18 protein-coding genes and 2 rRNA genes are annotated in these 24,345 nt (G+C 70.0%); 3 read left to right on the top strand and 17 right to left on the bottom strand.

Annotated elements, in window-relative coordinates:
• Window positions 1-7: 7 nt before the first annotated feature.
• From ACFSL2_RS22585 to ACFSL2_RS22560, 6 genes are all read right to left on the bottom strand, one after another.
• On the bottom strand, window positions 8-1,888 hold the full coding sequence (locus ACFSL2_RS22585) for an acetolactate synthase large subunit (protein WP_377199993.1): 1,881 nt from the start codon (window positions 1,886-1,888) through the stop codon (window positions 8-10).
• Window positions 1,889-2,200: 312 nt separating this feature from the next.
• Window positions 2,201-3,175, bottom strand: coding sequence for an NAD-dependent epimerase/dehydratase family protein (locus tag ACFSL2_RS22580; protein WP_377199992.1), 975 nt, complete (start codon window positions 3,173-3,175; stop codon window positions 2,201-2,203).
• The gene (locus tag ACFSL2_RS22575) at window positions 3,172-4,902 is read right to left on the bottom strand and encodes a class I adenylate-forming enzyme family protein (RefSeq protein ID WP_377199991.1); all 1,731 of its coding nucleotides are present in this window, start codon (window positions 4,900-4,902) and stop codon (window positions 3,172-3,174) included. Before ACFSL2_RS22575 ends, ACFSL2_RS22580 begins: the two co-directional genes overlap by 4 nt.
• A complete protein-coding gene (locus tag ACFSL2_RS22570) occupies window positions 4,899-6,185 on the bottom strand; it encodes a cytochrome P450 (protein ID WP_377199990.1) in 1,287 nt (428 codons plus the stop codon). Before ACFSL2_RS22570 ends, ACFSL2_RS22575 begins: the two co-directional genes overlap by 4 nt.
• Complete coding sequence (locus ACFSL2_RS22565; RefSeq protein WP_377199989.1) at window positions 6,182-6,985, bottom strand: glycosyltransferase family 2 protein; 804 nt, start codon at window positions 6,983-6,985, stop codon at window positions 6,182-6,184. The genes ACFSL2_RS22570 and ACFSL2_RS22565 overlap by 4 nt, the downstream gene beginning before the upstream one ends.
• Window positions 6,982-8,244, bottom strand: coding sequence for a 3-oxoacyl-ACP synthase III family protein (locus tag ACFSL2_RS22560; RefSeq protein WP_377199988.1), 1,263 nt, complete (start codon window positions 8,242-8,244; stop codon window positions 6,982-6,984). Before ACFSL2_RS22560 ends, ACFSL2_RS22565 begins: the two co-directional genes overlap by 4 nt.
• Before the next feature lie 126 nt (window positions 8,245-8,370).
• Between ACFSL2_RS22560 and ACFSL2_RS22555 the strand changes: the two genes are divergently transcribed.
• Both ACFSL2_RS22555 and ACFSL2_RS22550 read left to right on the top strand, forming a co-directional pair.
• Window positions 8,371-8,946: a Uma2 family endonuclease gene (locus ACFSL2_RS22555; RefSeq protein WP_377199987.1), complete on the top strand. Its 576-nt coding sequence runs from the start codon at window positions 8,371-8,373 to the stop codon at window positions 8,944-8,946.
• 50 nt (window positions 8,947-8,996) lie between these two features.
• Window positions 8,997-10,331: a cytochrome P450 gene (locus ACFSL2_RS22550; RefSeq protein WP_377199986.1), complete on the top strand. Its 1,335-nt coding sequence runs from the start codon at window positions 8,997-8,999 to the stop codon at window positions 10,329-10,331.
• Between the two features lie 14 nt (window positions 10,332-10,345).
• Here the strand turns inward: ACFSL2_RS22550 and ACFSL2_RS22545 are convergent, their stop codons facing one another.
• From ACFSL2_RS22545 to ilvD, 5 genes are all read right to left on the bottom strand, one after another.
• A complete protein-coding gene (locus ACFSL2_RS22545; RefSeq protein ID WP_377199985.1) occupies window positions 10,346-11,311 on the bottom strand; it encodes an ABC transporter ATP-binding protein in 966 nt (321 codons plus the stop codon).
• A complete protein-coding gene (locus tag ACFSL2_RS22540) occupies window positions 11,308-12,153 on the bottom strand; it encodes an ABC transporter permease (RefSeq protein WP_377199984.1) in 846 nt (281 codons plus the stop codon). Before ACFSL2_RS22540 ends, ACFSL2_RS22545 begins: the two co-directional genes overlap by 4 nt.
• A complete protein-coding gene (locus ACFSL2_RS22535; RefSeq protein ID WP_377199983.1) occupies window positions 12,146-12,964 on the bottom strand; it encodes an ABC transporter permease in 819 nt (272 codons plus the stop codon). Before ACFSL2_RS22535 ends, ACFSL2_RS22540 begins: the two co-directional genes overlap by 8 nt.
• A gap of 99 nt (window positions 12,965-13,063) precedes the next feature.
• Entirely contained in the window at window positions 13,064-13,735 is a 672-nt protein-coding gene (locus tag ACFSL2_RS22530; protein ID WP_377199982.1) for a VOC family protein, read from the bottom strand.
• A gap of 130 nt (window positions 13,736-13,865) precedes the next feature.
• Window positions 13,866-15,728, bottom strand: coding sequence for a dihydroxy-acid dehydratase (gene ilvD, locus ACFSL2_RS22525; protein ID WP_377199981.1), 1,863 nt, complete (start codon window positions 15,726-15,728; stop codon window positions 13,866-13,868).
• Between the two features lie 250 nt (window positions 15,729-15,978).
• Between ilvD and ACFSL2_RS22520 the strand changes: the two genes are divergently transcribed.
• On the top strand, window positions 15,979-16,413 hold the full coding sequence (locus ACFSL2_RS22520; protein ID WP_377199980.1) for a CBS domain-containing protein: 435 nt from the start codon (window positions 15,979-15,981) through the stop codon (window positions 16,411-16,413).
• A gap of 52 nt (window positions 16,414-16,465) precedes the next feature.
• Here ACFSL2_RS22520 and ACFSL2_RS22515 read toward each other — a convergent pair whose 3' ends face one another.
• The 6 genes from ACFSL2_RS22515 to ACFSL2_RS22490 form a co-directional block, all read right to left on the bottom strand.
• Window positions 16,466-17,050 (bottom strand): GNAT family N-acetyltransferase, encoded by a 585-nt coding sequence (locus tag ACFSL2_RS22515; RefSeq protein WP_377199979.1) that lies wholly within the window; start codon window positions 17,048-17,050, stop codon window positions 16,466-16,468.
• A gap of 22 nt (window positions 17,051-17,072) precedes the next feature.
• Window positions 17,073-18,593: an Asp-tRNA(Asn)/Glu-tRNA(Gln) amidotransferase subunit GatB gene (gatB, locus tag ACFSL2_RS22510; protein ID WP_377199978.1), complete on the bottom strand. Its 1,521-nt coding sequence runs from the start codon at window positions 18,591-18,593 to the stop codon at window positions 17,073-17,075.
• Complete coding sequence (gatA, locus tag ACFSL2_RS22505) at window positions 18,590-20,116, bottom strand: Asp-tRNA(Asn)/Glu-tRNA(Gln) amidotransferase subunit GatA (RefSeq protein ID WP_377199977.1); 1,527 nt, start codon at window positions 20,114-20,116, stop codon at window positions 18,590-18,592. The genes gatB and gatA overlap by 4 nt, the downstream gene beginning before the upstream one ends.
• 14 nt (window positions 20,117-20,130) lie before the next feature.
• Window positions 20,131-20,427: an Asp-tRNA(Asn)/Glu-tRNA(Gln) amidotransferase subunit GatC gene (gene gatC, locus ACFSL2_RS22500; protein ID WP_253873965.1), complete on the bottom strand. Its 297-nt coding sequence runs from the start codon at window positions 20,425-20,427 to the stop codon at window positions 20,131-20,133.
• A gap of 321 nt (window positions 20,428-20,748) precedes the next feature.
• A 5S ribosomal RNA gene (gene rrf / locus ACFSL2_RS22495) occupies window positions 20,749-20,865 on the bottom strand.
• Window positions 20,866-21,025: 160 nt separating this feature from the next.
• Window positions 21,026-24,140: ribosomal RNA gene (locus tag ACFSL2_RS22490) — 23S ribosomal RNA — on the bottom strand.
• Window positions 24,141-24,345: the final 205 nt, after the last annotated feature.

Raw genomic sequence — 24,345 nt, 5'->3', positions numbered from 1 at the left:
TCCTCGCTCAGTCTTCTCGGTCCCACGCCGGCGAGATGCCGCGTGCGTACTGGATGTCGTCGTTGCTGACGCCGGCGGCGACCATGGGCCACACCATCGCGTCCCGCGAGACGGTGAAGTCCACGACCACCGGCCGGTCGTCGATCTCGTTGGCGCGCTTGATCGCGGCGTCCACGTCGGAGGCCCGCTCGACACGGATGCCCTCGCAGCCGTACGCGTCGGCGAGCTTCACGAAGTCCGGGATGCGCCGGGTGCCGTGGCCGGTGTGCAGGTCGGTGTTGGAGTAGCGCGACTCGTAGAAGAGCGTCTGCCACTGCCGCACCATGCCGAGCGAGCTGTTGTTGATCACCGCCACCTTGATGGGGATGTCGTTGATCGTGCAGGTGGCGAGCTCCTGGTTGGTCATCTGGAAGCAGCCGTCACCGTCGATCGCCCACACGTTCCGGTCGGGCATGCCCACCTTGGCGCCCATCGCGGCGGGCACGGAGTAGCCCATCGTGCCGAGGCCGCCGGAGTTGATCCAGGTGTTGGGGCGTTCGTAGGTGATGAACTGGGCCGCCCACATCTGGTGCTGCCCGACACCCCCGACATAGATCCCGTCGGGACCGGTCAGGTCCCCGATCCGCTGGATCACGTGCTGCGGCGAGAGGTGGCCGTCCTCGGGCTGGGTGTAGCCGCGCGGGTAGGTACGACGCCACTCGTCGAGCTGGCGCCACCAGCCCTCGACGTCCGGCTTGCCGTGCGCCCCGTGCTCCCGGGCGAGCTCGGGCAGCAGGTCGCCGATGACCTCACGGAGGTCGCCCACGATCGGGACGTCCGCCTCGCGGTTCTTGCCGATCTCCGCGGGGTCGATGTCCGCGTGCACGACCGTCGCGAGCGGCGCGAAGCTCGAGAGCTTGCCCGTCACGCGGTCGTCGAACCGGGCACCGAGCGCGAAGACCAGGTCCGCCTTCTGCAGGGCCGCCACGGCGGGCACCGTGCCGTGCATGCCCGGCATGCCGAGGTGCTGCGGGTGGCTGTCCGGCACCGCACCACGAGCCATCAGCGTGGTCACGACCGGTGCACCCGACAGGTCCACGAGCTGGCGCAGCAGGTCCGCCGCACCCGACCGGATGACGCCGCCGCCCACGTACAGCACCGGCCGGCGGGCCGTGGCCAGCAGCTTCGCGGCCTCCCGGATCTGCTTCGAGTGCGGCTTCGTCACCGGGTGGTAGCCGGGCAGCTGGAGGTCCTGCGGCCACGAGAACGTCGTGCGGGACTGCATCGCCGACTTCGAGATGTCGACGAGCACCGGACCCGGCCGCCCCGTCTTGGCGATGTGGAACGCCTCGGCGATGGTGCGCGGGATCTCGGCCGGGTCGGTCACGAGGAAGTTGTGCTTGGTGATCGGCAGCGTGATGCCGACGATGTCGGCCTCCTGGAACGCGTCGGTCCCGATCGACGAGGAGGCCACCTGGCCGGTGATCGCCACGAGCGGGATCGAGTCCATGTGGGCGTCCGCGATGGGCGTCACCAGGTTGGTCGCGCCCGGGCCCGACGTCGCCATGGTCACGCCGACCTTGCCGGTCGCGTGGGCGTAGCCCGATGCCGCGTGCCCGCCGCCCTGCTCGTGCCGCACGAGGATGTGGCGCAGCTTGGCGGAGTCCATGAGCGGGTCGTAGAGCGGAAGGATCGCGCCGCCCGGGATACCGAAGACGGTGTCGACCCCGATCTCCTCGAGCGAGCGGACGATGGACTGCGCCCCCGTGACTTCTTCCGGCCCGACGCGAGGTGCGGCTGCCTCGGGCTCGGTCTTGCCGCCTACCGCGCGGGACCGAAGCTCGGTGCGCACCTGGTCACGCGCCTCGGCGCGCGCGGCGATCTGTGCGGGTGTCGGTGTGCCGGTCATACGGATCTCCTGCCGTCGCGCCCCGTCCCGGGGCGAAAGCGAGCGTTCGTGACAACAAAAAAACCCCGGGTCCTCGGTGAGAAGGACTGCCAGGGTGAGCGCGCGGACGATGCCTGTGCTGGGCTTAGGCCGCGCGCTCAGGAAGTACTACAAGAATGATCGTCTGCACGTGACGCACGTTACGCCGAATCTGCGCCGGTGTCACCCAGCGGGCCGAAGGTCCCACGATTCGAGACACAGAAGGGGTTCAGCCGCGGGATTCCGCGCCTGGCAGGTGAATCGGGACGACGCCGGCGGCCCCCCGATCGGGTGCTACCAGCTCATCGCGCCGTGCAGCGACGTCGGTGCCGGGTCGACGCCGAGCCGCTCGCGCAGCACCGTGAGGTCGTAGGTGCGCTCCATGGCGAGGTGGCTGATCGTGTACCGCGACAGCCGGGGCTCGCGGCCGGTCCACCGGGAGACCCGCTCCCCCGCCCAGGCCAGTGCGTTCGCCAGCCGGACCGGGATGCCGACCACCTGCACCGGCCGGAACCTGGCGAACATCAGCAGCTCGAGCGTCTCGTCCAGGTCGACCGGGCGGGCATCGGCCACGTTCGCCACGAGCGGCCGGCCGGCCGCGATCTCGGGTTCGACGTCGGCTCCGAGGGCCGCCCGCACCGCGTGCGCCAGGGTGTCGACGTGCGTGAGGTGCTGACGCACCTTGCCGCCGCCCGGGATCGGCAGCCAGGCGCCGACCGCCGCCGACTCGAGCCGGGGCAGCAGGGTCGTGTCGCCGGGGCCGTAGACCGCGTGCGGCCGCAGCACGATGACGGGGCCGCGGTCCTCCCGCGCGGCGTCGGCCGCCAGGTACCGTTCGGCGGCCGCCTTGGTGGCGCCGTACGGGTTGACGTAGCCGCGCGACGGCGCCTCCGCCTCCGTCACCGCGACGCTCGGCGTGCGCGGGTCGTACACGCTCCCCGAGGACACGTGCACGAACCGTGCCTCCTGGAAGGTCTCGCGCACCGCGCGCGTGCCCTCGACGTTGACCACCCACGCCCGGGCGTGGCTGCCGCCGTCGGCCACGGCAGCGCCGCAGTGCACCACGGCGTCGACGTCCTCGGGCCGGTCCTCCTTGGCCAGCGGCCCGTCCCGGAGGTCCCAGAACTGGTGGGACACCCGGTGCAGCACCTCGCTGGGCAGGCGCGGCACCCGCCGCGAGAACGCGATCACCTCGTGTCCGTGCGCCGCGAGGTCACGCACCACAGCACCACCGACAAAACCCGACGAACCGGTCACCGCCACCCTCATGCGCGCACTGTACCGGCCACGGGTGACACCACGTTGACCAGTGCGCGACGATCAGGTTTACGAGAGCGGCCGGCGAGCGGCAGGTGCGACGCCTCCACGACCAGGTCGGGCAGGGCCCCGTGGTCCAGGACGTCCGTGACCTGGTCGGCGACCGAGCGGGTCAGCTCGGTGCCGGTCCGGATCTCCGGGGAGCCGGCCACCCGCGTACCGCCCGCGGCGGTCACCACGAGCACCACCCGCTCGTCACCGTCGGGTCCGGGGACGCCGACCAGGACGGCGTCGGCCACGCCCGGCAGACCCCGCAGCCGCGGTTCGAACAGACCCGGGTAGATGTTCACCGTGCCCCGGATGATCATGTCCCGGTTGCGGCCGACCAGCACGATCCGGCCGGCGTCGTCCTGGTACGCGAGGTCCCCCGTGCGGTGCTCCGTCGCGCGGCCCTTGCCCGCGTCGAGGTCGGACAGGTAGCCGGCCATCAAGGAGGGCCCGGTCAGCACGAGCTCGCCCACCTCGTGCGACCCGGCCGACGACGCCGGTACGTCGTCCGGGTCCACGGCCTCCCGGTCGATGTGGACGCCGATGCCGTCGAGCGGCCGGCCGACGAGGTCGCCGTCCGCCACGGCCGCGATCTTCTCGTCCGCACCGGTCACCGCCGCGGGGAGGATCTCGGTGGCGCCGTAGACCGCGAGCCACCGTGTGCCCGGCAGCACGCGGCGGCCACGTTCGAGCAGGGCCACCGGCACGGGCGCCGCACCGACCGCCAGCACCGCCGGGCCCAGGGCCGCCCCGGCAGCGGGAGCACCGGCAGCAGGAACACTCCCCGCCTCCAGCACGTCGAGCAGTGCCGTCACGTCAGCAGGCACCAGGAACGACGAGTCGGCCCCGGCGACCCCGCGCGCGAACGCCTCCGGCGCGTCCTTCGGCGCCCGCGCCGGGATCTCCCACGTCCCGCCCGCGAGCACCGCCGGCAGCCCGAGGAACATCTGGTCCGTGTGCGCCCGCTGCCCCGGCCGCAGGTCGCCGACCTGCGCGAACAGCTCCAGCATCCCGCCGAGCGTGCGCACGGTGTGCACCACAGCCTTCGGGTCCGACGTCGTCCCGGACGTGAAGACCACGAGCGCCTCCCGGTCCTCCTGCTCCGCCGGCCCGCCGCGCACCGCGGCCGGGCCCGGCTCCGCACGCGCCAGGTCCGCCACCCGACGCGCCCCGCGCGGTACCCCCGGAAGCCACCGGCCGGTGTACAGGTGCCGCACGGGCAACCGTCCGTAGTCCGGCAGCAGCAGGCCGCGCGACCGGGCGACCGCCCGCAACGGACCGGACGACGCCGCGTACAGCAGGGCCTCGGTCGCAGCCCAGCGGGGCGCGGCCGCGGCGATCCGGGCGGCGAACAGCTCCGGTGTCGAACCGGGGTCCACGAAGACGACGGCGCCGCCCGCCCGCAGCACCGCGAGGCACAGGATCACGCCCTCGGGCCGGGGCCGGATGCTGAACAGGACCCGGTCACCGGGCGCCAGGCCACCGGCGCGCAGCGCGGCCGCCGTCCGCTCCACCCGTTCGGCCAGGAGACCGAACGTGACCTCCTCGCGCACCCGCGCGCAGCCGCGAGCGCCGCCGGACCAGCCCCGGCCGGCGCCGAACCAGCCGCGGCCGCCGCCGAACCAGCGGAGCGCGACGGCGTCGGGCGTGCCGTGTGCCAGGGCCGTCAGCTCGTCGAGGAAGTGCGTCACGCGGCCTCCTCCGCGGTCCGGGAACAGCCGGCGCCGGCGACCGCCCACCGGTCGGCGTCCTGCTCAGCGACCGAGAGGCTGAGCTCCAGCGAGCGGTACGCCGGCACCAGCACGCCGCGTGCGGCGCGACGCCGCCCGACGACGGGGAGCCGGCCGTCCGCCGCACCTGCCGCCAGCGCGTCCAGCACGCCGTCCACCTGCGCCAGGGCCAGCGGCATGCCGAGGCAGAAGTGCGGGCCGGCGCCGAACCAGAGGTGCCGCACGGCAGGGTCGACCGGCCGTGCGGGGTCGAAGCCGCCCGGCGCCCGGCAGCAGTTCACGGTGGCGATCACCACGCGGTCGCCCGCGTGGACCGGCACCCCGCCGACCGACGTGTCGGCACGCACGGAGCGCAGCATCGCCGGCGTCGGCACGGTGACCCGGAGGCCCTCCTCGACGGCGCGCCGCCGCAGCCCCGCGTCGTCCGCCAGGAGGCGCCGGGTCCATCCGGTGTCGTGCGCGATGGCCACGAGCCGCGGCACGAACGACTGGATGGTCTCGGTCCCGGTGAGCACGAACGCCCCGACCGCGCCCATCGCCTCACGTTCGGACAGGCCGAGCTCGCGCATCCGCCCGGGCACCGTCGCCGGGTCGCCGGCCCGGTAGGCGGCGCGGGCGGGCGCCGTCAGCCGCTCGAGCACGCTCCGGGCCCGCACCGTCTGGGACCGGGTCAGCCCGTGCCGGTGCAGGCGCACCATCCCGGTGACCGTCTGTGCGGCCACCATCGCGGAACGCACGGCGTCGTCCGTCGGCGGCAGCCCGACCATCGTGCAGATCACGGCACCGGCCTGTGCGGTGACCACCGCCGCCAGGTCGACGGTCTCCCCCGCGCCGAGCCGTCGCGTGAGCTCCGGCAGCACGCCCGCTCGCCCGTGGCCCGCGGCGACGAGCTCCCGCACCGCTCGCGGCGAGAACAACGGCCCGAGCGCGCGCCGGAGCGCGGCGTGCTCCGGGCCCTCCATGTTCAGGAGCACCGACGGACCGAGCACCGGCGTCCACAGGTCCGACGGCGCTCCCGGGCCCACCTTCGAGAAGTGGTCCAGGTCGAGCAGCACGTCGCGGGCGAGCGCCGCGTCGCTCACGACCACCCCGACGCGCGGCACCCGCACCGCCGGCCGGTGCCGGGCGGACCGCAGCGCCGGGTACGCGATGGGGTGCGCGGACCGCTGGACCCGCTCCTCCCAGAGCCCCTCGGGCGCGGCCGCGCGCAGGACGGCGCGGCGCGGGGCCGGAGCGGCCCTCATCGGATATCCACGACCTCGGGCCGGTACCGGTGGTCGGCGTACCACCCGAGCGTGCGGACGAGCCCCCAGGCGTGCACGCGACGCGTCGAGGCGCGCACCCACACCGCACGGTGCTCGGCGTACCGCATGGTCAGCCGCCGTACCGCGTTGACGAGGGCCCGGTCCTCGTGCACGTCCTCGATGCGGGTGCGCGGGAACCCGCCCGCCCGCTCGTAGAGGGACGCCGTGATCGCCATGTTGCAGCCCGGCGTCATGACGTAGGGACCGAGATAGCCCTCGTCCTGGTTGCCCGGCCGCACCTTGCCGAAGGTGCTCGACGCCCACAGCGCGAACGACAGGACGCCCTGCTGGAAGCGGGACACGGGCAGGTCGTCGTCACGCGGGACGAGCCGGCCGGCGACGAGCTCGTCGCCCGACGCGAACGCCTCGCGCACCGCGCGGGTCCAGGTGGGCGGCGGCAGGCAGTCGGCGTCGGTCCTGGCCAGCAGCTGCGCACCGAGGCCGATCGCGGCCCGCATGCCGGTGTCGGCGGCGGCTCCGGTTCCCTTCTGGTCCTCGGTGATCACCTGCCAGCGCAGCCGCCCCCACTCGGCGATCGCCTTGCGGACGACGTCGGGCGTGCCGTCGGTGGACCCGTTGTCGACGACCACGACGTCGAAGTCGTCGTCCTCCTGGGCGTGCAGGGCCTCGAGCGTGCGCAGGATCCCGTGCTCGTGCGCCTCGTTCAGCGCCGGCACGACGACGGCGAGGCGCGGGCGGCCGGTCGCCGGGTCCGCCTGACCGCCGGGCAGGTCGCTCACCACCGGACCACCATCGCGCCCATGCTGATCCCGCCGGCGAGGCCCACCAGCAGCACCACGTCGCCGCGCTGGAGGCGACCCGACTCCAGCGCCTTCGCCAGCTGCAGGGGTAGCGTCGCCGAGGCGACGTTGCCGTGGTCGGCCACCGTGACGATCGTGCGGTCGGCCGGCACGCCGAGGGCACGGTGCACGTCCGCGAGATAGCCGACGGCCACCTGGTGCACGGCGACGAGGTCCACGTCGTCGATGGTCACGCCCGCCTGTTCCAGGGCCTGCCCGACCGGTCCCGACCCGAGCGCGAGGAACGCCTCGCGCAGCCGTGAACCGTCGATCTCGAAGTAGCTCCGCTCCGGGTCACGCGGGTTCACCGTGCCGCCGCCCGGCAGCATGCCGACGTCCCAGTGCTGCGACTCGGCGGTGAACGCGGAGGCAAGGATGCCGGACGGCCCACCCGGCTCCCTGCCCGCTGGCTCTCTGCCGGACTCTCTGCCGGACTCTCTGCCGGACGCCTCCAGGCTCTCGTCGCGGACCAGCCCCGCGAGCTCGGCGACCAGGTCGTCCTCGAAGGTGCCGGCCGGGCGCGTGCCCGGCGCCTCGCCGGTCATCTCGCCGGTCGCCTCGAGGAGTACCGACGCACCCGCGTCGGACATCGTGTAGCCGGCCGCCGACATCGCGTACGTGCGGCGGTCGGGCACGTCCCACCGCACCCCGCGCGTGGGCAGCTCGCCGCACGCGACGAGCACCCGGCGGTACCGGCCGGTACCGATGAGCGCCTCGGCCACCTCGATGCCGTTGAGCACGGAGTTGCAGGCGTTCTTGACGTCCATCACCGGGCCGCGGACGCCGAGCTTGGCAGCGGTGATGTGACTGGTGGCGGGCTCGATCATGTCCTGGGTGGCCGACGCGAAGATCAGGAGGTCGACGTCCTGCGGGCCCAGCCCCGCACGGTCCAGGACGGCACGGGAGGCGGCGACGGCGAGGTCGGACGCCTGCTGGTCGTCGTCCGCCACGTGCACGCGCCGCACGCCCGTCAGCCGCGACACCATCGGGAGCCGGGGCGCGACCTTCGGGTTCCTGCGGTGCAGGTCGCTCTCGGCGTCGGCCACGTCCCGGGTGCGCTCGGGGAGGTGCACGGCGATGTCGACGATGCGGGCGACGGGACGGGGAGAGAGCTGGTGCGGCGCCGGCTGGGGCGACGCGGACGGTTCGGCGGGTCGGGCGGGTGCCGGGTTCAGCACAGCGGCCGGTTCGGGGAGCACTCGGCACAGAGTAGAGCACGCCTCCAGCGTGCCAATGAGGGCTAGACGTATTAACGTCTAGGTATGCGATCGACAGCAGCAGCGCCCAGTCATGACACGGCAGTTGCGCGTTGCTACCGTGGTGCCATGACTGAGCTCCCCGGCTGGATGCGCCCTCCGCGCCCGGAGGGCTGGCTCGCCGAGGACCTGGACAACCTGCCGGATGCTCCCCGCCACACCGAGCTAATCGACGGAGCCCTCGTCTTCATGATGTCCCCACAACGCCGCAGGCACAGCAGCATCGTCTTCTCTCTGCGGACAGACCTGACGCGTCAGGCGCCAGAAGGGGCCGTCGTCGACAGCGAGATGACCGTCCGCTTGGACAAGTACAACCGCCCCGAGCCCGATGTGATCGTCTCGACGGCGTCGATCGCCGGTGACGCTACGTGGTACGAGGCCAAGGACATCATCCTGGCGGTCGAGGTGGTCTCTCCCGAGTCCGTCCACCGCGACCGAACGGTCAAGCCCCACAAGTACGCCGAGGCCGGCATCCGCCACTTCTGGCGCGTCGAGACTGAGGACGGAGACGCTTCGACCGCGATCCACGTCTACGAGCTCGACGACCTGACCAGGACCTACGTCCCGATCGGCATCTTCCGCGACACCCTCAAGGTCGACCTGCCGTTCCCGATCGAGCTGGACGTCCAGAGCCTGTACGGCTGAGCCGGCGAACGGGTGCCGCGCCGGGAGCCGTTGCCCATAGGGTGACGGCCGTGACCCAGATCCTCCCCACCACCCGGCACGAGCTGGGCCTCCTCTACCGCGCGCGACCCGCGATGGCCGGCCTGCTCCTCGCGGGCTCTGCCGCCCAGCGATGGCCCGCCCAGGGTTCGCCGGTACGCAAGGTCCCGGGCATCGGGTGGGTCACGGCGGACCCGGTGGTTGCCCGCGCGGTCCTGCAGGACCACCGGTCGTTCACCATCCTGGGCGAAGGCGGGGTGGGGAACCTCTGGGCCCAGATCCTCGGGGACTGGGTGCTCGACCTGTTCGACGGCGCCGGCCACCACGACCTGCGCACCCGCACGCGCGAGCTGTTCACGGAGGCCGTCTCCCGTGATCTCGTGCACTCGGCGTGGGCCGAGCGGGTCGCCGCCGCGGGCGAGGTGCTGCGCGCGGGCGGGACGCTCGACGTCGCACACCTCTCCCGGGTCCTGGTGGGCCGCATGGTCATCGGTCTGCTGGGTATCCCGCGCCCCGCGGGGCACCACGGATCCTGGCCCGACGACGAGGGTGCGCTGCAGGTCTTCGAGACCGGCGAGCGACTGGCCACGGTCGCGCTCGGCACGGCCGGGTCGACGCTGCTGACGCCGGCCCAGGTGGCGACCGCGCAGGACGTCGTCGCCGAGCTGACCGCGGGGGTCCCCGACGGCTGGCGGGACGCGCCGCCGGACACCCTGCTGGGCCGCTGCCGCGAGCTCGGCCTGGGCCTGACCGAGACGTCCGGCCTGGCCTGCCTGCTCATGGTCGCGGGGACCGAGACCGCCGCGAGCGCCATGGGCCGCACCACCGCCCTGCTGATCGACACCGGTGAGCAGCATCGACTGCTCTCGGCGCTGCGGGCGGGTGCCGGGGTCGGTGCCGGGGTCGGTGCTGGCGTGGGTGCGGCGGTCCCGGCACCCGGTCCCGCGGGCGGCGGCGGGCAGGCCGTCCGTCTGCTGAACCCGGGCGAGGGCGACCCCGTCGAGAACGTGGTGCGCGAGGGGCTGCGGGTGACGAGCCCGGCATCGGTGATCGGCAGGGGTGTGGCCGCCGACGTCGAGGTGGGCGGTGCCCGGCTGCGTGCCGGTGAGCGGATCATGCTGCTGGTCTGGTCGGCGAACGCCACGGCAGGCCCGTTCCGCGCCGATCGTCCGTACGTGCGGGAGTCCCGCCAGCTCTGGTTCGGGGCCGGCCGGCACCTCTGCCTGGGCGCGGCGCTGGCCAGGGCCGAGATCGGCACCCTGTTGCGGATGCTGTGGTCCGCGGACCGCCCGCTGCGCGTCGTCCGACGGCGGGCGGCCCGGGGCGTGCTGGTCCCTGCCTGGTCGGAGCTGGTCGTCTCCCGCTGAGCCGGACCGCGGGACTACTGCCGGGTGGCGCGGTAGATCTCGCGCACGACGTCCTCGATGTCCGGCTCGGTGATCGACAGGTCCACCACCTCCGCCCGCTCGGACACCCGGGCCAGCACGCGCGCCGCCGTCGTGCGCTGCGGGTCGAAGGCGAGACGCTGCCGCAGGCCTCCGGACTCGCTGCGCACGTGCTCCGCACCGTCCAGGCCGACGAGGTCCGGGCTCGCCGTGGCGAGGTCCACGACGAGCTCACGCCGCGCGCCCACGGTGCGGGCCAGCCCGTCGAGCGTGCCGTCGAACGCGAGGCGGCCGTGGTCCACCACGAGAACGCGGTCGCAGAGGCGTTCGACGTCGCCCATGTCGTGGGTCGTCAGCAGCAGCGTGGTGCCGTGCTCGCGCCGTTGGGTCACGAGGAACTCCCGGAGTCGCTGCTTGGACAGCACGTCCAGGCCGATCGTCGGCTCGTCGAGGATCAGGAGCTCCGGCCGGTGCAGCAGCGCGGCCGCGACCTCGGCGCGCATCCGCTGCCCGAGGGACAGCTGGCGCACCGGCGTGGCCAGGAACTGGTCCATCTCGAGCATCTCGACGAGCTCCGCGGTGCGGCTCCGCTCGTCGGCGGCCGTCAAGGAGTGGATCGCCGCCAGGATCGAGAACGACTCCCGCACCGGCAGGTCCCACCAGAGCTGCGAGCGCTGCCCGAACACCACGCCGACCCGGCGCGCGAGCGCACGGCGCTGCTTCAGCGGGTGCAGGCCGACTGTGGTGACCGTTCCACTGGTGGGCACCAGGATGCCGACCAGCATCTTGATGGTGGTCGACTTCCCGGCGCCGTTCGCGCCGATGTAGCCCACCGCCTCGCCGGCCCCGATGGTCAGGTCGAGGTGGTCCACGGCGACATGCCGGGGACGCCGGAACCTGTCCTTCCGGTTCGGCCGCCCGGTGAACACCCGGGTCAACCCCTCGGTCTCGATGACGTTCATCCGCCGGCTCCTCGGTAGTTGCGAAGGCCCCAGCGCCAGCACAGACCCGCGCAGGTGACGGCCCAGAGTGCCGCGACCGGCGCGCACCAGCCCAGCCACACGGGCAGGCCGGGCAGCCCGGGCTCACCGAGCAGCGTGGACACCGGCAGGTAGGCGGCGAAGGCCATGGGGAAGACGGCACCGAAGACGACCAGCAGCCCCCGCGGCCACACGCTCGCGGGCTGCGTGGACGCGTAGCGGCCGCCGTACACGAAGGCGTTGGTCATCTCGGCGCCGTTGATCAGGAAGAACTGGAGGCCGGCTGCGGTGACGAACTGTGCGGTGAAGATGACGAAACCGCAGACCAGCGCGAGCATCAGGAGTCCGACGGTGGCGACGCTCCAGTCGATGTCGTTGAGCACCAGCCCGACCGTGAGCGACGTGGCGCCCACGAGGCAGCGTCCGATCCGGCGCAGGCTCAGATCGCTCGTGATGAGCTGCGCCAGCAGCGGCTGCGGTCGCAGGAAGAAGACGTCGAGCGTGCCGGCGCGCACGTACCGGGGGAGGTTGTCGCAGTGCCCGGCCGCCAGGTCGGCGAGCGAGAACGAGAGGTCCGCCAGGCCGAACACGAGCATGATCTGCGCGAGTGTGAACCCGCCGATCTGGTCCGTGGCCGAGTACAGGACCCAGATCTCCGTGAACTCGATGGCCCCCACGAGCAGTGCCCCGACCAGGTCCATGCGGAAGCTGGCGCGGTGGCTCGCCTGGGAGCGGGCGCGGCTGGCGAGGACCGCCCGGTAGGCGCGGAGCGTCCTGCCCGCCAGGGCCCGTCCGCGCCCGAGCCTGCTCCCCGGCTCAGCCACCCTGCACCTCCAGCCTGCGGCGCCCGGCCCGCGTGGTCAGGTGGCCGACGACAAGGGCCACCGCCAGCCACCCGAGCTGCATCCCGAGGTGCTGCCAGGCAGCCACGCCGGTGACCTGTCCGGAGAGCACGTCGATCGGGAGCTGCATCATCGCCGGGAAGGGGGTGAGCAGCGCGACCGTCAGCAGCCAGTCCGGGAACAGGTAGATCGGCGTGAACAGGCCGGCGAAGAGCCCGGCGACGGCCACGTAGAGCACGCTGATGCCACGCGTCTCCACGAGCCAGAACCCGGAGGTGGCCACGGCGTACATGGTGGCGTGCGAGACCGCCACACCGATCAGGAGGCTGAGCAGCCCCAGGGCATACGCGGCCGCACCGGGCGGCAGTGCCATGCCGCCGATGAGCACGCCGATGAGCACGCTCGGGAGGCCTCGCGGCAGCAGGGCGAACAAGCCCTTGCCGACGTCGGTCAGGATGTGCGCGGCCTGCACGCTCACCGGTCGCAGGAACTCGACGGCCACGTCACCCGACTTGATCCGGGTCTGCAGGTCGCTGCCGCCCCACATGTTCACCGAGCCGAGCATCCCCTGGCCCAGCCAGACGAACGCCGCCATGGTGCCCGCCGTGTATCCGGCCAGCTCACCACCGGAGCTCTCGACCGCCGCACCCATGATCCCGCCCTTGAGCAGGCCGAACGTCGCGTTCGCGATCAAGCCGGCGAGCGTCGCCAGCGGATAGGCCGACTGCCCGCGGAAACCCGTGACCAGGAACCGCCAGTACGGGTTCCGGGCGGGTGAAGGGAGCGAGCGCACAAACGCGAGATCTTACGTGTCGCGCGGCCGGCGATCACCCTGTTTTTGCCGACGCCGACGCTCTCGGTCCTGCCGCGCGAGGCGACCGGCGGCAGAAGATCAGAACTCGCCCTGCCACGTGCACACGCAGGCCTCGTTGCCCTCGGCGTCGGCCAGCACCCACCACGACGGCGCGAACTCGTCCGTGACCAGTCGGCCACCCGCCGCCACCACTGCCGCCACCCGCTGCTCGGCCTGGTCGTACGGCACCCACACGTCGAGGTGGATGCGGTTGCGCTGCTCCCGGCGCTCGTCGGACTGCTGGAACCAGACCACCGGCAGGCGCCCGTCGGGATCGCTCAGCGGTGCCGCGGCGTCGTTCCCACCGCGGGAGAGCTGCGCGTCGTGCCCCAGCAGCGCCTGCCAGAACTGCTGCACCTCAGGTCCCACGATCGCGTCGATACCTATCGTGACGTCCTTGACCCCTGCCGGGTCCGCCGCGACGTCCAGCTCCCGGGCCGCCATCGAGATCTCCCGAGCGAGCGCGAGGTCGCGCGCCGACAGCCCGCCGACGTCGTGCGACCAGGTCCGCACCGTGACGGTCCCGTAGCGCAGGTCGACGTCCGGATGGTGGTTCGCCGCCTCCGCGAGCGCGCCGATGCGGCTGACCAGCCGCACTCCCCGGGTGAACGAGCCGGTGGTGAACCGTGCGACCGCCGACCTCCTCAGCACCCGCCATTCGCCGATGCCCTCGCCCGCGGTGAACTCGGCGGCGGTGATCGCGTCGGTCATGGGTCGCTCCCTGGTTGCGTGTCGAGTGGGTCACCCCACCATGGCACGACACACCGACACTCGAAAACGTCATCCGGCGGCGAGATGCCGGCCGCGGGCGCGGCACCTCGCGGGCGCCGCGCCCGTACCGTCAGCCGCGCCGGAGCCGCGCCACGTCCCGCACCGCACCACGGTCCGCGGACGTCGCCAGCGCCGCGTAGGCCTGCAGCGCCGGTGACACGTAGCGGTCGCGGCCGACCGGCTGCCAGGGACGCTCCGAGGACTCCATCTTCGCGCGCCGCTCGGCGAGCACCTCTTCCGGCACGTTGATCCGGATCTTCCGGGTGTCGACGTCGATCTCGATCTCGTCGCCGTCCTCGACCAGGCCGATCGTGCCGCCCGCGGCCGCCTCCGGCGAGACGTGCCCCACCGAGATACCGCTGGACCCGCCCGAGAAGCGGCCGTCGGTGATGAGGGCGACGACCTTCCCCAGGCCACGGCCCTTGATGTACGAGGTCGGGTAGAGCATCTCCTGCATGCCCGGACCGCCGGCGGGCCCCTCGTAGCGCACCACGACGACGTGGCCGGGCCCGACCTGCTTGGTCAGGATCTTCTCGACGGCCTCGTCCTGCGACTCGCAGACCAGCGCCTTGCCGACGAAGTGGAACACGTCCGGGTCGACGCCCGCCGTCTTGAAGACGGCGCCGTCCTCGGCGAGGTTGCCGCGCAGCACGGCGAGCCCGCCCTCCACGGTGTACGCGTGCTCGACGGACCGGATACAGCCGCCCGCCCCGTCGGTGTCGAGCGACTCCCACTGGTTGTTCGTGGAGAACGCCTTGGTGGTGCGCACGCCTCCGGGCGCGGCGTGGAACAGGCCGAGCGCGCGCTCGGTCGCCTTGCCACCGCGGACGTCCCAGTCGTCGAGCCATGCGCGCAGCGTGGGCGTGTGCACCGACGTGACGTCGTGGTCCAGCAGGCCACCCCGGTCCAGCTCACCCAGGAGCGCGGGGATACCGCCGGCCCGGTGGACGTCCTCCATGTGGTAGTCGGGGTGGTTGGGCGCGACCTTCGACAGGCACGGCACCTTGCGGCTGATGCCCTCGATGTCGGCGAGCGTGAAGTCGACCTCCGCCTCCTGGGCCGCCGCGAGGACGTGCAGCACGGTGTTGGTCGAGCCACCCATGGCGACGTCGAGCGCCATCGCGTTCGCGAACGCGGCCTTGGTCGCGATCCCGCGCGGGGCGGCGCTGTCGTCCTCGTCCTCGTAGTAGCGCCGGGCCAGGTCGACGACGGTGCGGCCGGCCTCGAGGAACAGCTCCTTGCGGGCCGCGTGCGTCGCGAGCGTCGAGCCGTTGCCCGGGAGCGACAGTCCCAGCGCCTCCGTGAGGCAGTTCATCGAGTTCGCCGTGAACATGCCGGAGCACGAGCCACACGTGGGGCAGGCGTTCTCCTCGACCAGGCCGAGGGCCGCGTCGTCGACGTTCTCGTCGGCCGAGTAGTTGATCGCGTTGATCAGGTTGAGGGGGGTCTTCGCGACGCCGTCCGCCACCACCGCCTTGCCGGCCTCCATCGGGCCGCCCGACACGAAGATCACCGGGATGTTCAGCCGCAGCGCGGCGTTCAGCATGCCGGGCGTGATCTTGTCGCAGTTCGAGATGCACACGAGGGCGTCCGCCGTGTGCGCCTGCACCATGTACTCCACGGAGTCCGCGATGAGGTCGCGGCTCGGCAGGGAGTAGAGCATCCCGGCGTGGCCCATCGCGATGCCGTCGTCGACGGCGATCGTGTTGAACTCCTTGGCAACGCCGCCGGCCTCGCGGATCGCCGACGCGACGAGGTCGCCCATGTCCTTGAGGTGTACGTGCCCCGGAACGAACTGCGTGTACGAGTTCGCGATCGCGATGATCGGCTTCCCGAAGTCCTCGGACCCCATGCCCGTGGCGCGCCACAGCGCGCGAGCTCCGGCCATGTTGCGGCCGTGGGTGGACGTCCGGGAGCGCAGGGGACGACTCATGACGGTTCAGCTCCTTCGATGCTGGGTGGCCGCGCTCTGTGCAAGGCGAGCGGCCTGAGCACGCTACCTCCGGTGTGCCGCCCGCGGCAGCGGGCGTCCACAGGGTGGCCGCGCCCCGGAGTACCGGACGAACGGTGCGGTGGCGGCCGGTGGCGTTCTCCCACTACCTGAACGTCGCACGGTGCCGTACGGTCTTAGCAGGAGCCCGCAAAGACGCGGATTCCGGCGTGCACGCGATGGAGGTGCTCGAATGCGAGTGACAGAGGCATTGCGGCGCAAGGGCAGCTCGGTGGTCACCATCGCCAAGGACCGGAGCGTGCGGGACCTGCTCGCCCTTCTCGCCCAGCACGGCATAGGTGCCGTCGTGGTGTCCGACGACGGTGCGCACGTCGACGGGATCGTCAGCGAACGCGACGTCGTCCGGCGGCTGCACTCGGACGGCGACGGCATCCTGGACGGCACCGTGGCGGCGATCATGACCGCCGGTGTGCACACCTGCGGGCCGGAGGCGACGCTCGACGAACTGATGCCCGTGATGACCGAGCACCGCGTGCGGCACGTCCCCGTGCTCGTGGACGCCCGGCTGACCGGGATCGTGAGCATCGGTGACGTGGTCAAGCACCGGATCGCCGAGGTCCAGGCAGAGCGCGACCAGCTGACCGCCTACATCACGGGCGGTCGGTAGACAGGGGCGCCCGGGCCACGGGGCCGGTCGGGCCCGGGTGGGCCCGACCGGCTCAGTCCTGCAGCGCCCGGTACTCGTCCTCGAGGATGCTCATCACGATCGCGTCGGCCCAGGTGTCGCCGTCGCGGTAGATGTCCCGCAAGCGACCTTCCGGACGGAAGCCCAACGACTCGTAGAGCGCCTGGGCGCGCGGGTTGATGCTGAGCACGTCCAGGCTCACGCGGTGCAGGCCTGGCCCCGGCTCGCCGTCCACGCCCTCGAACGCGAACCGGAGCACCTCGGCAATGGCCTCCCGGCCGTACCCGCGACCCCGGTAGTTCGGCAGCAGCTGGAGCCGCAGGTTCGCGGAGCGGACGTCCTCGTCGAGGTCGTTGAGCACGATCTCACCGATCAGCTCGTCGCTGACCGGCTTGCCGTCCCGCTCCGCGGCCGGGCAGATCGCCCAGTCGAAGCGGCCGGGCCGATCGCTCACCGTCCGCGCCCACTCGTCGATCTGCTCGCGCGTGAAGACGGCGGTGGTCCCGGTCAGCCGGGTGCCCTCCGGGTCCTGGACCGCCTCCCACAGACGTTCCGAGTCACGCGCCTCGATGGGGCGCAGCCGCATCATCTCGCCGTGCAGAAGGGGCCCGCGGGTCACCTGGCTGCCCTCGAACCCAGTCTCATGAGCCGATCCGATCCAGCACCAGCTCGCGGACCCGCTTCGCGTCGGCCTGACCCTTCGTCGCCTTCATGACGGCGCCGATGATCGCACCGACCGGTCCCTGGTTGCCGCCCCGCACCTTCTCCACGATGTCCGGCTGTGCGGCCAGCGCGTCGTCGATGGCGGCGAGCAGCGGGCCGTCGTCGGACACGATCTCGAGCCCGCGCGACACGACCACCGACTCCGGGTCGCCCTCGCCGGCGAGCACGCCGTCGAGCACCTGACGGGCGAGCTTGTCGTTGAGCCGGCCCGAGTCCACGAGACCCTGGAGCTCGGCGATCTGCGCCGGGGTCACCGTCAGCTGCTCCAGCGGGACCTCGTCCTGGTTGGCGCGGCGAGCCAGCTCGCCCATCCACCACTTGCGCGCACCCGCGGCGCTCGTGCCCGCGGCCACGGTCGCCTCGATGAGGTCCATGGCGCCCGCGTTGACGACGTCGCGCATCTCGGCGTCGGCGTAGCCCCACTCCGTCTGGAGCCGACGGCGGCGGGCCACCGGCATCTCCGGGAGCGTCGCGCGGATCTCCTCGACCCACTCGCGGCTCGGTGCCACCGGGACCAGGTCGGGCTCGGGGAAGTAGCGGTAGTCCTCGGCGTCCGACTTCACTCGGCCCGACGACGTGGTCCCGTCCTCCTCGTGGAAGTGGCGCGTCTCCTGGATGACCGGCACGCCCGCGTCGAGCACGCCCGCCTGGCGGGACACCTCGTAGCGGACCGCGCGCTCGATCGACCGGAACGAGTTCACGTTCTTGGTCTCGGTGCGCGTGCCCAGTGGCGACTCGGGCGTCGGGCGGAGCGACAGGTTCACGTCCGCGCGGACGTTGCCGCGCTCCATCCGCGCCTCGGAGACGTCGAGCGAGCGGAAGATGTCGCGCAGCGTCTGCACGTAGGCACGCGCCACCTCGGGAGCGCGCTCGCCGGCGCCCTCGATGGGCCGCGTCACGATCTCCACCAGCGGGATACCCGCGCGGTTGTAGTCCACGAGCGAGTACTCGGCGCCCTGGATGCGGCCGGTCAGGCCACCCACGTGGGTGTTCTTGCCGGCGTCCTCCTCCATGTGCGCGCGCTCGATCTCGACGCGGAAGACCTCACCGTCGTCGAGCTCGATGTCGATCCAGCCGTCGAAGGCGATCGGCTCGTCGTACTGCGACGTCTGGAAGTTCTTCGGCACGTCCGGGTAGAAGTAGTTCTTCCGCGCGAACCGGCAGTTCTCGGAGATGCTGCAGTTGAGCGCGAGGCCGATCCGGATCGCGTACTCGACGGCCTTGCCGTTGACCACCGGCAGCGCACCCGGCAGCCCCAGGCTGACCGGGGTCACCTGGGTGTTGGGCTCGCCGCCGTAGGCGACCTCCGCCGCGCAGAACATCTTGGTGAGCGTGCCGAGCTCGACGTGCACCTCGATGCCCAGCACCGGGTCGTAGCGGCGGACGGCGTCCTCGTAGGCGACAAGCTTCGTCGCCGTCGCGGATGTCTGGGCAGTCATCGGGCGAGCTCCGTGGTCTTGAGTTCGGGTGCCTGGTTCAGGATGGGTCCGCCCCAGCGGGACTCCAGGGCCGCCTCGAGGGCAGCGCCCACGCGGTACAGCCGGTCGTCCGCCTTGGCGGGCGCCAGGATCTGGAACCCGACCGGCAGCCCGTCGTCGGACAGGCCGTTCGGCAGCGACATGCCGGGGACGCCGGCGAGGTTCGCCGGGATGGTCGCGATGTCGTTGAGGTACATCGCGAGCGGGTCGTCCAGCTTCTCGCCGAACTTGAACGCTGTGGTCGGCGCCGTGGGCGAGACCAGCACGTCGGCCTGCGCGAACGCCGCGGCGAAATCGCGCTGGATCAGCGTGCGGACCTTCTGCGCGCTGCCGTAGTAGGCGTCGTAGTAACCGGCCGACAGGGCGTAGGTGCCCAGGATGACGCGACGCTTCACCTCGTCGCCGAAGCCAGCGCCGCGGGTGGCACCCATGACGCGCTCCGCGGTGACCGGACCGTCGGCGGGCTCGACGCGCAGGCCGAACCGCATGCCGTCGAACTTGGCCAGGTTGCTGGAGGCCTCGGCGGGCATGATCAGGTAGTAGGCGTCCAGCGCGTAGCCGAAGCTCGGGCAGGAGACCTCGACGATCTCGGCGCCGAGCGAGCGGAGCTGTTCGAGCGACTCGTCGAACCGAGCGGACACCCCGGCCTGGTAGCCCTCGCCGGACAGCTCCTTGACCACGCCGACACGTAGGCCCTTGAGGTCACCCTTGGCACCCAGCCGAGCCGCCGCGACGACGCCGGGCACCGGCTCGTTGATGGAGGTCGAGTCGTGCGGGTCGTGGCCGCCGATCAGCTCGTGCAGCAGCGCCGCGTCGAGGACCGAACGCGTGACGGGGCCCGCCTGGTCCAGCGACGAGGCCATGGCGATCAGGCCGTACCGGGAGACACCGCCGTAGGTGGGCTTCACGCCGACCGTGCCGGTGACGGCGCCGGGCTGACGGATCGAACCGCCCGTGTCGGTGCCGATGGCGAGCGGCGCCTCGAACCCGGCGACCGCGGCGGCCGAGCCACCGCCGGACCCGCCCGGGATCCGGTCGAGGTCCCACGGGTTCTTCGTGTTGCCGTAGGCCGAGTGCTCGGTCGAGGACCCCATGGCGAACTCGTCCATGTTGGTCTTGCCGAGGATCGGCAGGCCGGCAGCCTTGATGCGCTCCACGAGCGTCGCGTCGTACGGCGGGATCCAGTCCTCGAGGATCTTCGAGCCGGCGGTCGTGGGCAGCCCCTGGGTGACCACGACGTCCTTGACGGCGATGGGTACGCCCGCGAGCGGGTGCAGCTCGTCACCGGAGGCGCGCTTCGCGTCGATCTCGGCGGCCGTGGTCAGCGCCGCCTCGGAGGCGACGTGCAGGAACGCGTGCAGGTCGCCGTCGACGGCGGCGATGCGGTCCAGGCTGGCCTGGGTGGCCTCGACGCTGGAGATGTCCTTGCGGGCGAGCGCGGACGCGAGGTCGGACGCACTGAGCCGGGTGATGTCGTGTGTCATGTCGTTGCTTCCCATCACTCTTCGCCGAGGATCTGCGGGACGGCGAACCGTCCGTTCTCCTGCTGCGGGGCGCCGGCCAGGACGTCCTGGATCGGCAGGGCGGGTTCCGGTACGTCGTCACGGAACACGTTCGTCAGCGGGAGGGGGTGGCTCGTTGCCGGCACGTCTGCGGTAGCGACCTCGCTCACACGGGCGACGGACTCGACGATCACGTCGAGCTCACCGGCCAGGCGGGCGACCTCGTCCGGTCGCAGGTCGATCCGTGCCAGCGCAGCCACGCGCGCGACCTCGTCACGGGAGATGGTGGACATGGCCGCAAGTCTAGTCGCCGGACGCCGTGAGATCGTCCCCGATTCGGCCCCCCGCACTGTGAATCTCTGCGATCTCGGAGCCCGCGGTACACCGGTCCCTCCGCCCGAAACAACGCCGAACCGCAACCTAACCGTCGCTGACGGCGCCGAGCCGAAACTTACGAGTCCGCGGGGGCCGTTGTCGACACGCAGATTGCGGTTCGACACGCCGGCGGACGAGCCACTTGCGGTTCGTCCGCCGGTCGGCGGGGGCGCACAAAAGAAGGGAGCCTTCCTTTCTGACCAGTACTGGTCGGAAAGGAAGGCTCCCTTTGAATGGTTGTCCGGCGGCGTCCTACTCTCCCACCCCGTCTCCAGGGCAGTACCATCGGCGCTGTGAGGCTAAGCTTCCGGGTTCGGAATGGGACCGGGCGTTTCCCCCACGCTATGACCACCGTAACACTATCGAGAAGGCAAACCCTCTCCGCCACTCCCAACCCAACACCCTTAAAAAGAGGGATGTGTGCTGGTCGTGTGTCGGGGGGTTGGTGCCCGTGACTCGGGAACCGCATAGTGGACGCGTAACAAAAACCTTGAGCATTATTAACAGCGTTGAGGTGTTATGAAGTTATCGGCAGTTAGTACCGGTCAGCTCCGACAGTCGTTAGTCCTGTCTTCCACATCCGGCCTATCAACCCAGTGGTCTGCTGGGTGCCTCTCACACCGAAGTGTGTGGAAACCTCATCTCGAAGCAGGCTTCCCGCTTAGATGCTTTCAGCGGTTATCCCTTCCGAACGTAGCCAACCAGCCGTGCTCCTGGCGGAACAACTGGCACACCAGAGGTTCGTCCGTCCCGGTCCTCTCGTACTAGGGACAGCCCTTCTCAAGTTTCCTGCGCGCGCAGCGGATAGGGACCGAACTGTCTCACGACGTTCTAAACCCAGCTCGCGTACCGCTTTAATGGGCGAACAGCCCAACCCTTGGGACCTACTCCAGCCCCAGGATGCGACGAGCCGACATCGAGGTGCCAAACCATGCCGTCGATATGGACTCTTGGGCAAGATCAGCCTGTTATCCCCGGGGTACCTTTTATCCGTTGAGCGACGGCGCTTCCACAAGCCACCGCCGGATCACTAGTTCCGACTTTCGTCCCTGCTCGACCTGTCGGTCTCACAGTCAAGCTCCCTTGTGCACTTGCACTCGACACCTGATTGCCAACCAGGCTGAGGGAACCTTTGAGCGCCTCCGTTACATTTTAGGAGGCAACCGCCCCAGTTAAACTACCCACCAGGCACTGTCCCTGATCCGGATCACGGACCGAGGTTAGACATCCGAAGCGATCAGAGTGGTATTTCAACAATGACTCCACCCGAGCTGGCGCCCTGGCTTCACAGTCTCCCACCTATCCTACACAAACCGCACCGAACACCAATACCAAGCTATAGTAAAGGTCCCGGGGTCTTTCCGTCCTGCTGCGCGTAACGAGCATCTTTACTCGTAGTGCAATTTCGCCGAGTTCGCGGTTGAGACAGCGGAGAAGTCGTTACGCCATTCGTGCAGGTCGGAACTTACCCGACAAGGAATTTCGCTACCTTAGGATGGTTATAGTTACCACCGCCGTTTACTGGGGCTTAAATTCTGGGCTTCGCCTTACGGCTAACCCGTCCTCTTAACCTTCCAGCACCGGGCAGGCGTCAGTCCGTATACATCGTCTTGCGACTTCGCACGGACCTGTGTTTTTAGTAAACAGTCGCTTCTCCCTGGTCTCTGCGGCCCTCCCCGCGTCCCCCAGCAAGTGGGTTAACGGTTCAGGCCCCCCTTCTCCCGAAGTTACGGGGGCATTTTGCCGAGTTCCTTAACCACGATTCTCTCGATCGCCTTAGTATTCTCTACCTGACCACCTGAGTCGGTTTAGGGTACGGGCGGCTAGTCCCTCGCGTCGAGGCTTTTCTAGGCAGCATAGGATCACCAGTTTCCCGCGTAAGCGGTCACTATCAGCTCTCACCCTCATGCCCCACGGATTTGCCTATGGGACGGGCTACAACCTTGGACGTGGACAACCATCGCCACGCCTGGCTACCTTCCTGCGTCACCCCTGTTAACACGCTTACCTACTACCGGATCAGGTCCCACGCCTCGCCCACGATGACACCCGAAGGTGCCGGTGTGGGTCCGGGGTGGTTAGTATCACCGGGCTCGGTATGGGCGGTACTTCGCCGGTAGGAGAATATCAACTCCTTGTCCATCGACTACGCCTGTCGGCCTCGCCTTAGGTCCCGACTTACCCAGGGCGGATGAACCTGGCCCTGGAACCCTTGGTCATTCGGCGGACGGGATTCACACCCGTCATTCGCTACTCATGCCTGCATTCTCACTCGTGTAGGCTCCACCGCTAGGTCACCCTGCGACTTCACTGCCCACACGACGCTCCCCTACCCACCCACACACCTGAACACACAGAACAAGTCTGGTGCTGGGCTAACGTGTGAGTGCCACGGCTTCGGCGGTGTGCTTGAGCCCCGCTACATTGTCGGCGCGGAATCACTTGACCAGTGAGCTATTACGCACTCTTTCAAGGGTGGCTGCTTCTAAGCCAACCTCCTGGTTGTCTGTGCAACTCCACATCCTTTCCCACTGAGCACACGCTTAGGGGCCTTAGCCGGTGATCTGGGCTGTTTCCCTCTCGACCACGGAGCTTATCCCCCGCAGTCTCACTGCCGCGCTTGCACTTACCGGCATTCGGAGTTTGGCTGACGTCAGTAACCTGGTGAGGCCCATTAGCCATCCAGTAGCTCTACCTCCGGTAAGAAACACGCGACGCTGCACCTAAATGCATTTCGGGGAGAACCAGCTATCACGAAGTTTGATTGGCCTTTCACCCCTAACCACAGGTCATCCCCCAGGTTTTCAACCCTGGTGGGTTCGGTCCTCCACGCCGTCTTACCGGCGCTTCAACCTGCCCATGGCTAGATCACTTCGCTTCGGGTCTAGACCCGGCGACTCAATCGCCCTATTCGGACTCGCTTTCGCTACGGATACCCCACACGGGTTAACCTCGCCACCGAGCACTAACTCGCAGGCTCATTCTTCAAAAGGCACGCCGTCACCCCTACTAGGGAGGCTCCGACGGATTGTAGGCACACGGTTTCAGGTACTATTTCACTCCCCTCCCGGGGTACTTTTCACCTTTCCCTCACGGTACTTGTCCGCTATCGGTCACTAGGTAGTATTTAGGCTTAGCAAGTGGTCTTGCCAGATTCACACGAGATTTCACGGGCCCCGTGCTACTTGGGATCCCCTCCACCAGGCCATGCCATTTCGTCTACGGGACTCCCACCCACTACGGTCCGGTATTCAACCCGGTTCGACTATGACACGACTTTCTTACTGGTCCGGAGACTGTCAGATCTCCACAGAAGGTCCCACAACCCCGCACACGCAACGCCTGACAGCTTGACACGCATACGGTTTGGCCTCATCCGCTTTCGCTCGCCACTACTCACGGAATATCTCTTCCTGTCGGTACTGAGATGTTTCACTTCCCGACGTTCCCTCCACACGCCCTATACATTCAGGCGCGGGTAACCGAACATGACTTCGGCTGGGTTCCCCCATTCGGAGACCCTCGGATCACAGCTCGTCTGCCAACTCCCCGAGGATTATCGCAGGCTACAACGTCCTTCTTCGGCTCCTAGTGCCAAGGCATCCACCAATGTGCCCTAAAAAACTTCAACAACACTACAATCACAGAAACCAAGATGACCGATAAAACAACAAGACCACACACCCGAAGGTACACAGCCCCATCATCTCACGATCGCAATCTTGGAAAATTTCAAAGATGCTCGCGTCCACTATGCAGTTCTCAAGCAACGGACGAACCCACCAGGCAAACCCGCACCACCACACCCAACAACCAACCAGCTCCAAAGAACCAGT

The sequence above is a fragment of the Promicromonospora aerolata genome (assembly GCF_042682255.1).
Classification (GTDB): domain Bacteria; phylum Actinomycetota; class Actinomycetes; order Actinomycetales; family Cellulomonadaceae; genus Promicromonospora; species Promicromonospora aerolata.
This window is presented reverse-complemented; position numbering and strand designations above follow the sequence as displayed.